8 protein-coding genes, 1 tRNA gene and 1 pseudogene are annotated in these 7,790 nt (G+C 38.8%); 6 read left to right on the top strand and 4 right to left on the bottom strand.

Translation table 11 applies throughout. The annotated features are described in order from the left end of the window. Positions 1-100: 100 nt before the first annotated feature. Complete coding sequence (locus FTU05_RS16810; RefSeq protein ID WP_180166113.1) at positions 101-1,111, bottom strand: sulfate ABC transporter substrate-binding protein; 1,011 nt, start codon at positions 1,109-1,111, stop codon at positions 101-103. Positions 1,112-1,492: 381 nt separating this feature from the next. Here FTU05_RS16810 and FTU05_RS16815 point away from each other — a divergent pair, with 381 nt between their 5' ends. Then, positions 1,493-1,786 carry a hypothetical protein gene (locus tag FTU05_RS16815; RefSeq protein ID WP_078192541.1) on the top strand — a complete coding sequence of 98 codons (294 nt, stop codon included), beginning with the start codon at positions 1,493-1,495 and terminating at the stop codon, positions 1,784-1,786. 138 nt (positions 1,787-1,924) lie between these two features. Here FTU05_RS16815 and FTU05_RS16820 read toward each other — a convergent pair whose 3' ends face one another. Beyond that, a complete protein-coding gene (locus FTU05_RS16820; RefSeq protein WP_373685331.1) occupies positions 1,925-2,113 on the bottom strand; it encodes a transposase in 189 nt (62 codons plus the stop codon). On the opposite strand from FTU05_RS16820, the gene FTU05_RS16825 reads away from it, so the two are divergent. The 4 genes from FTU05_RS16825 (at position 2,064) to FTU05_RS16840 (ending at position 5,127) form a co-directional block, all read left to right on the top strand. Further along, on the top strand, positions 2,064-2,843 hold the full coding sequence (locus FTU05_RS16825) for a transposase (RefSeq protein WP_257230144.1): 780 nt from the start codon (positions 2,064-2,066) through the stop codon (positions 2,841-2,843). The two genes, FTU05_RS16820 and FTU05_RS16825, sit on opposite strands and share 50 nt — an antisense overlap. A gap of 112 nt (positions 2,844-2,955) precedes the next feature. Beyond that, entirely contained in the window at positions 2,956-4,464 is a 1,509-nt protein-coding gene (gene gltX, locus FTU05_RS16830) for a glutamate--tRNA ligase (RefSeq protein WP_180166115.1), read from the top strand. Between the two features lie 91 nt (positions 4,465-4,555). Beyond that, positions 4,556-4,631 (top strand) — tRNA-Glu (locus tag FTU05_RS16835). A gap of 154 nt (positions 4,632-4,785) precedes the next feature. After that, positions 4,786-5,127 (top strand): hypothetical protein, encoded by a 342-nt coding sequence (locus FTU05_RS16840; RefSeq protein ID WP_078189395.1) that lies wholly within the window; start codon positions 4,786-4,788, stop codon positions 5,125-5,127. Between the two features lie 25 nt (positions 5,128-5,152). Here the strand turns inward: FTU05_RS16840 and FTU05_RS16845 are convergent, their stop codons facing one another. Together FTU05_RS16845 and FTU05_RS16850 are read right to left on the bottom strand one after the other, a co-directional pair. Beyond that, complete coding sequence (locus FTU05_RS16845) at positions 5,153-6,124, bottom strand: cation diffusion facilitator family transporter (protein WP_180166117.1); 972 nt, start codon at positions 6,122-6,124, stop codon at positions 5,153-5,155. A gap of 204 nt (positions 6,125-6,328) precedes the next feature. After that, positions 6,329-6,466, bottom strand: a pseudogene (locus FTU05_RS16850) (zinc ribbon domain-containing protein); the annotation flags it as partial. A 219-nt stretch (positions 6,467-6,685) separates the two neighbouring features. Here FTU05_RS16850 and FTU05_RS16855 point away from each other — a divergent pair. After that, positions 6,686-7,654 (top strand): IS110 family transposase, encoded by a 969-nt coding sequence (locus FTU05_RS16855; protein WP_180059010.1) that lies wholly within the window; start codon positions 6,686-6,688, stop codon positions 7,652-7,654. Positions 7,655-7,790: the final 136 nt, after the last annotated feature.

Raw genomic sequence — 7,790 nt, forward strand, 5'->3', positions numbered from 1 at the left:
TCAAATGGCTATTCTACGTTTGATTGGTTTTGGAAAAAAAGAAGAATTTAAGAAAGTGCTAGCAATTTTAAGAAAGAAAAAGCCTGATAGGACAAGGATCCTATGAAATTTGTCGTGTACAGAGATAGATTTGATCAAAAATCGCACCATTCACAAAATGTGTTTTTTGCGCTTTAGCCCAACCGCCAAACACTTTATCAATGGTAAAGGTTTGAACTTTCGGAAATTGAGCAGCGTATTTTGCTGTGGCTTTTGCATCGCGAGGGCGGAAGAAATATTTACCTGCCAGCTCTTGGCCTTTAGGTGAATATAGATAATTCAAATAACCCTTCGCCAAATTTCGATTACCATTTTTATCGACGGTTTTATCCACTACTGCCACTGAAGGTTCGGCTAAAATCGAAATAGACGGATAAATAATGTCATATTTATCTTTGCCTAGGCCCTGAGTCGCTAACAGTGCCTCATTTTCCCAAGACAGTAAGACATCTCCAATGCCACGCTCAGCAAAGGTCGTGAGTGAACCACGTGCGCCAGAATCCAATACTTTGACATTGCTATAGAGTTTTTTCACCAATTCTTTGGCTTTGGCGTCATTGCCACCCGGCTGTTTTAAAGCATATCCCCATGCTGATAAATAGATCCAACGCGGTGCGCCGCCTGTTTTTGGATTTGGTGTAATAATTTCAACGCCCGGTTTGGTCAGGTCATTCCAATCTTTAATTTTTTTCGGGTTACCTTTGCGCACCAAAAATACGATGGTTGAGGTATACGGTGCAGAATTATGTGGAAATTGCTTTTGCCAGTTCTTATTGATTTGTCCTGTCGCCACAATTTCATCAATATCATTGGCCAATGCCAAAGTGACAACGTCTGCTTGTAAACCTGTTGCCACTGCACGAGCTTGTTTGCCAGAACCACCATGTGATTGTTTAAAGTTAATCTCTTGTCCTGTACGTTTTTTCCAATATTGTCCAAATTCTTGGTTATATTCCTGATAAAACTCACGTGTTGGGTCATAAGAAACATTTAAGAAATCTTTTGCGGCATACACCTGTACCGCCACCCCACCCAACAAAGCAAAAATGCCCGATGCTATTATTTTTTTCATCTGCTCAAACTCAAATTGATCTTGAGAGCACTATATAAATCAAAAATAACTTTAACAATCAGCTATCTATAATATAAATTCAAATCTATTTCTGTTTTAAAGATATCTAAAAATAACGTATTTAAAGCTTTAATTCTGCTAATACAGCAACAATCAGAAGCGATCTCCATGCTATCTTCATAGTTGTTTGCTAAAACATCCGAAAATCTGGAGAAAACAGTCTATTTAGGTAATCCTAGTACAGACTTTTTTAGTTTTTTTGTAAAAATTGTGACGTAGTTATACTTTTTAATTACGAAAGATGGTTAAATCGTAGTCTAAATATTAAAACTATTTTGCAAATAAAAAGTTCCATCACCAAAACTAGGGGGAGATTTGGACATGAAATTTTCATACGCACTATGCCTAGGCTTAAGTTTAAGCGTGACTGCACAGACTGGATTTTGTGCTGCAACCAGCACCGCATCGAATAACAAACTTACGATGCCTGCTGAACGTACCTCATTGATCGAAAAAGCGATTAATCAGCAAAAATCTGAAGGTAAAGGCCGTACAGACGATAATTTAAAAGTACTTACGTCTATTAAAGCTGCACCGACTCAAAGTTTCTTTGCATCACAAAACCAAAGTTTTTCTCGTTTTGTTCAAGCCATTTTCTCTGGTAGCAACTCATAACGACATCAGTATATTGATGCTGCCCAAGCTATTGTTTTAGACCAGTTCCCCCACTGTCTTCTAAAAAACACTAAAAACGCCTGATCATTCAATGTTGAACATGCATAAAGAGCGCATTCTCGCTCTTTTAAGGGCGGGTTAGCTCTTTTTTAATGACATGGATTTTTTTGCATTTTTTTTAGAAGTTGGTGTTCTTTGGTTTTCGATATACTTTTTAACAACTTCTAAACTTGCACCACCACAAGATACAACGCAATAACTAGGCGACCAAAAGTGGTTGCCCCATATACAAAAGGTGGTTGTTGGTATAGATCGTGGTGTCACCATCCCTGTTCATGCAGGACATGAGCAATTCGATTTCAGTAAAGAACAAAAGAAACATTTAAGTAAAGCAGATCGTTATATTAAACGATTGCAAAAAAGACTTGCTCGACAAGTAAAAGGCTCAAATCGTAGAGCCAAGATTAAACATCGACTTGCTGTGCATCATGCAAAAAAAGCCAATATCCGTAAGGATTTCGCTCATAAAACAAGTCGAAGTTTGGTTAATGGATTTGGTCAGGTATTTATTTTTGAGAAACTAAATACCAAACAGATGACCAAAAAGCCTAACCCCAAGAAAGATGAATTCGGACGTTTTGTTCCAAATAAGGCTAAAGCTAAAGCAGGGTTAAACAAAGCTATTCTTAATGTTGGATGGCACAGAATTTCAGAATTCTTAACGTATAAATCAGTCAAATTAGGTAAGGCTGTATTTACAATTCATGCTTCTTACACAAGTCAGGAGTGCGCTTCATGCGGTCACACTCACCCCGACAATCGCAAAAACCAAGACAGGTTTAATTGCGTGAGTTGTGGACATGCTGATAATGCAGATCACAATGCATCAATTGTTATTAAGAACAGAGCAATTAAATTAGTTTTAGACTGTGGAACACAGTTGGATGGTAATTATTTATCATCTAGTGGGCGTAGAGGTGTTCGTAAGACGACTAGAGGTGTCAAAGCTTCTTTTCGCAGTACCGTAGAAGCGTCAAAAGAGATGTGTGCAACTTAGGTTGCACTACAGAAACTCGGTTGTTTAGCTCCGAGTAGTTCATTTAAGCATTAAGTGATCAGGCTTTTTCGTTATAATAGATCCCAATTTACATTCTGATTAAAAGCTGATTATGACTGTTCGTACTCGTATCGCACCTTCTCCTACTGGTTTCCCGCATGTTGGGACTGCTTATATTGCATTGTTTAACTTATGTTTTGCGAAGCAACATGGCGGTGAATTTATTCTTCGTATTGAAGATACAGACCAACTGCGCTCTACCCCAGAATCTGAAAAAATGATTTTAGATTCATTGCGTTGGTTAGGTTTGAACTGGTCAGAAGGTCCAGATGTGGGTGGCCCTCATGCGCCATATCGCCAATCTGAACGTATGGACATTTATAAACAATATGCTTTGAAACTGGTTGAAAAAGGTCATGCATTCTACTGCTTCGCAACAGCAGAAGAACTCGATCAAATGCGTGCGGAACAACAAGCGCGTGGTGAATCACCGCGTTATGACGGTCGTGGCTTAAAACACACTGCAGAAGAAGTGGCACAGCGTTTGGCTGCTGGTGAACCGCATGTCATTCGTATGAAAGTGCCTGAAGAAGGGATTTGTAAATTTAACGACTTACTACGTGGTGAAGTCGAAATTCCTTGGGCGCAAGTCGACATGCAAATTCTACTGAAAACCGATGGTTTACCGACGTATCACTTGGCAAACGTGGTTGATGACCATTTAATGGAAATCACTCACGTGATTCGTGGTGAAGAATGGATTCCCTCTGCGCCTAAACACCAATTATTGTACAAATATTTTGGTTGGGACATGCCGGTGCTTTGCCACATGCCGCTGTTACGTAACCCAGATAAATCAAAACTGTCTAAACGTAAAAACCCAACGTCAATTAACTACTACAAAGACATCGGCGTTTTACCTGAAGCATTATTGAACTATTTAGGCCGTATGGGCTGGTCAATGCCAGATGAAAGTGAAAAATTCACTTTGGCTGAAATGATTGAACACTTTGACATTCAACGTGTATCACTAGGCGGTCCAATCTTTGATGTTGAAAAGTTGAACTGGTTAAATGGTCAATGGATTAAAGGTTTAACACCGGGTCAATTGCTCAACACCCTACTTGCTTGGAAATCAGATCGTAATACCTTGGAAGAAATTGCTGCTGCGATTCAACCACGTATTAATTTATTGTCTGAAGCAGTGAATTGGGCAGGTTTTTATTTCAACCAATTCCCAACACTCAGCAAAGAACAGTTTGAAAGCAAAAAATTGACTGAAGAACAAGTTCGTCAAAGCCTTCAATTTGCCATTTGGCGTCTAGAAAGCATGTTCACTTGGAACAATGACACCGTCAGCCAAACGCTTATGGATTTGGCGAACCAAATGGACATTAAACTTCGTGACTTCATGCCAACCTTCTTTATTGCTATTGCTGGTTCGACATCTTCGACACCGGTTATGCAATCGATGGTAACCATTGGTCCTGATTTAACCTTTGCTCGCTTACGTCATGCGCTTGAAATTGTGGGTGGACCGAGCAAAAAAGAAACAAAAGCATGGGAAAAACTCAATGAAAGCCTAAAACTGCCGAAAAATGATGCAGTTGATGAAGCTTAATTGATTTTTTAGTTGACGGATGGGCGTTATCCCCCTAATATAGCGCCCATACCGAGAGATGGTGTCAACCAACTCTAAGTTGCCTCAAATTGTCCCTATCGTCTAGAGGCCTAGGACATCGCCCTTTCACGGCGGTAACCGGGGTTCGAATCCCCGTAGGGACGCCATATTCAAGGTGATACAAATCATCTTATAAAAAACCCAAGCATTATGACTTGGGTTTTTTATTGCCTAAATTTTATCTAATATAAATTTACGGTATTTTTGCTTTCTGCGTCATTCTGATTAAAATAAACCATAGATTAAAATTATGGAGTTGCAATGCAATACCGTTGCCCTAAATGTCAAAGCCCTAAAATTATGCCTCTTGCGCAAGCAGGCCAGCCTGTTGCTCGTCCTGTCGTGCCTAAAAGCCTGATTATCCTCATCCCTGCGGTATTTATTCTTTTACTGTTGGTGATTATCAGCATCGCAATGTGGATTTTTGGCGACGGTGCAGGCACTACATTACAAACTGCGACTGTTGTTGTATTTATTGCTTGCTTGATTGCAGGCTTCATGTTCTACCGCGACCTGCCAGATTTTAAAATTTCAATGCAAGGTTTTATGCAATCACAGAAAAAATGGAAATGCCGCGAATGTAATCATGAGTGGGAAATCTAAACAGGCCATTTAAATCACATTAGCATTAGTGCTGATGTGATTCATCATGAGAATGCGCGTGATCATCTTGATGATGCTCATGTGCATGATCAGACTTTTGAGTGTGTTGGTGTACTACACATTCATCTTCTTCGATTTGCAATGTCATCTCCGTGATTCCATGTTCATGTTGCAACATTTCAATCGCCTCAAAATACAAGGCATTACGATCGGCTTCAGGTGCAAAGAGATGAACCGTCAAATGCACATTCTTTGACGTAATTGCCCAGACCTTTAACTGGTGAATACTCTCCACCCCGTTGAGTGCCAATAAATCATTGCGTAATTTTTCTATGTCGATTTCTTCAGGCACACCTTCCAATAAAATATTGATACTTTGTTTGAGTAAAATCCAAGTCCTTGGTAAGACCCAAAAGCCAATGAGCACCGCAATAAGCGTATCGACCCACATCCAGCCGGTAAAATAAATAATCGCTGCGCCAATAATCACACCGACCGAACCTAAGGCATCACTTAACACCTCTAGATACGCCCCTTTCACATTCAAGCTTTCTTGTGAACTGGAAAATAAAATACGCATCGAGATTAAGTTAATGATTAGACCGATGACGGCCACAATCATCATGCCCATACTTTGAATTTCCGGCGGCGTTGAAAAGCGCTGATAGGCCTCATACAAAATATAAATCGCAACCACAAATAGCATCAAGGCATTAAACAAGGCTGCCAAAATTTCAAAACGCTGATAGCCAAAGGTACGTTTGTTATCAGCAGGAAGCTTGCCAATTTTGATCGCGACCAATGCTATGGCAAGGGCTGCAGCATCGGTGAACATATGTGCCGCATCTGACAATAGCGCCAAACTTTGCGTCATAAATCCAGCAATGACTTCAATAATCAAAAACGTCGTGGTCAGTGCTAAGGCAAAACTTAATTTTTTGACATTCCCTTCTGTGACAACGGCATGGCTGTGGTCATGCCCATGATGCTCACTCATTATTTTCTGACCTTATAAATTATATGTTCTTCAGTCTTGAGCTTAACAGGTGCAGTAAACGTAATAAAATTACATCATTCAACCTTCAGTATTACGTTTTACCTTCAAACTTTAAAACTGCTTTTTCAGCATCTACTTTCAATTTATTCAAATTAATTTTTCGCGATCTAGATGACTGAAATTACTTTTGACATCCTCACCCCCTTAAAAGAGGGTGATTCCTACAGCTAGACGCTTATGCCCAAGCGCAAGAATGTTTAGAGCTGAGTTTATATCTCGATCATGAGCTGTACCACAGCTCATGCACTCCCATTCTCTTATTCCAAGATCTGTCCTACCTTGTATCTTAGTTTGTATAGTGATTAGCTATCACTATATGAAAATTGTAGAGCTTGTGTTCTACCTAAAACTTCTAAGTTTGTCCGAAAGAGTAAGTCTACAATTTTCCCCTAATTACTCCTTTCAACTCTGAACGGTAACTAAGCACTTTGATGCTGTATTCACAAGGTTAGATCGTGATTAGTGAGTAATTAAAACACTATATGGATTGTAGAGGTACACATGATTACATTGGGTATTGATGTCAGTAAAGCCAAAATTGATTGTTGTATTTTTCCTTCTGGTCTAACTGGAAAGAGAAAAACCAAAAGGTTTGATAATGCACAATCTGGTTTTGTTAAACTCGTAAAGTGGTTAACCGAACTAGATGTTAATTTATCAGACACTCGGGCTGTAATGGAAGCTACATCGGTATATCATGAGAATCTAGCTCATTTTTTATATGATATGGAATTAACAATATGTATCGCTAATCCTGCAAGAGTTCGAGCGTTTGCAAAAGGATTATCAATGCTAAATAAAACAGATAAAGCAGATAGCGAAGCTCTCGTCTATTATGCAAATACTGTTAAGTTAGCAACATGGCAACCTGAGAAAGAAAATGTAAGAATATTAAAAGCTTTAATAAATAGATATGCAGTTCTTGAAGAAGACTTGCAACGTGAAAAGAATCGTTTAGAAAAGGCTCAATCTACTCAAACATTTCCACAAGTATTACTCTCAATTAATATTCGTATTCAACAACTTGAACAAGAGATTATTAGATTGGATGAAATGATCTCTAGTCATGTAAATGGTGATTCAGAGCTAAAAAATGATCTTGCTTTACTAACTACTATTCCAGCAGTAGGAAGGAAAACTGGATTGCTCATGCTAGGGTTATTACGCTCTCATCACTTTGAAAAAGCAAGTCAGGTCGCAGCTTATGTTGGTCTAGTTCCTATACATTTCCAATCTGGCAGTTCGGTCAATAAACGAAGTCGTTTATCAAAAGCAGGTGATAGTAAAATACGCTCTAGCCTATTTATGCCATCTATAGTTGCACTTCAATATAATCCCCATATTAAGGCACTGTATCAGCGACTACGTGAAAAAGGAAAGCCTAAAATGCTGATTGTTGGTGCTGCAATGCGTAAGTTAGTACACCTATGCTATGGTGTATTAAAACATCAAACTGCTTATCAAATATAAGGTAAATAACTCTGTACACGACAAAAATAGATAACTCATTGAAATAATGTCACAATAATTGTTTTCTAACGACGAATACTATGACACATCTCAATGAGTTATATCTTATCTTAAACAAATCTCTAAAATGGAACAA

It is taken from the genome of Acinetobacter sp. YH12049 (assembly GCF_013419875.1).
Classification (GTDB): Bacteria; Pseudomonadota; Gammaproteobacteria; order Pseudomonadales; family Moraxellaceae; genus Acinetobacter; species Acinetobacter amyesii.

Coding starts and splice junctions, on each gene's coding strand:
- FTU05_RS16820 (WP_373685331.1), bottom strand. CDS start 2,113: ATGGTGACACCACGATCTATACCAACAACCACCTTTTGTATATGGGGC.
- FTU05_RS16855 (WP_180059010.1), top strand. CDS start 6,686: ATGATTACATTGGGTATTGATGTCAGTAAAGCCAAAATTGATTGTTGT.
- gltX (WP_180166115.1), top strand. CDS start 2,956: ATGACTGTTCGTACTCGTATCGCACCTTCTCCTACTGGTTTCCCGCAT.
- FTU05_RS16810 (WP_180166113.1), bottom strand. CDS start 1,111: ATGAAAAAAATAATAGCATCGGGCATTTTTGCTTTGTTGGGTGGGGTG.
- FTU05_RS16840 (WP_078189395.1), top strand. CDS start 4,786: ATGCAATACCGTTGCCCTAAATGTCAAAGCCCTAAAATTATGCCTCTT.
- FTU05_RS16815 (WP_078192541.1), top strand. CDS start 1,493: ATGAAATTTTCATACGCACTATGCCTAGGCTTAAGTTTAAGCGTGACT.
- FTU05_RS16845 (WP_180166117.1), bottom strand. CDS start 6,124: ATGAGTGAGCATCATGGGCATGACCACAGCCATGCCGTTGTCACAGAA.